At 62.0% G+C, this 303-nt stretch carries 1 protein-coding gene; it reads right to left on the bottom strand.

Going from position 1 to position 303, the window contains the following annotated elements:
- On the bottom strand, positions 1 to 303 hold a 303-nt coding region (locus tag NE591_RS14225; RefSeq protein WP_256156979.1), incomplete at both ends, for a hypothetical protein.

Below are 303 nucleotides of genomic sequence, written 5' to 3'. Positions count from 1 at the left end.
CGCGAGGAACACTCGCGCGCCCACTCCGGCAGTCGCCTGACAGCTCAGCGCGAAGAAGAAGGCACCCGAAGCAGCCCCCGCCACCTGCACAATTATCATAGTCATCACAGTGGAGGTCCCCACCGACCAATAGAACGCCATGACATTGGCCGTCTGCAGCGCGAAGAAAAACACCCAGAAGCGGTCGTTCAGAGCGATAGCCCTCAGTCGGTCGGGGCGCATCTGAGCCACAGCGTAGCCCAAGATGAGTCCGACGGCGTGGGCGTTGCATGACTGGGCGCGCAGACTGATGAACGTCCCGAG

It is taken from the genome of Adlercreutzia sp. DFI.6.23, assembly GCF_024462535.1.
GTDB lineage: Bacteria > Actinomycetota > Coriobacteriia > Coriobacteriales > Eggerthellaceae > Adlercreutzia > Adlercreutzia rubneri.
Note: the sequence above shows the minus strand (reverse complement) of the source record. Positions and strands in the feature narration are given on the sequence as shown.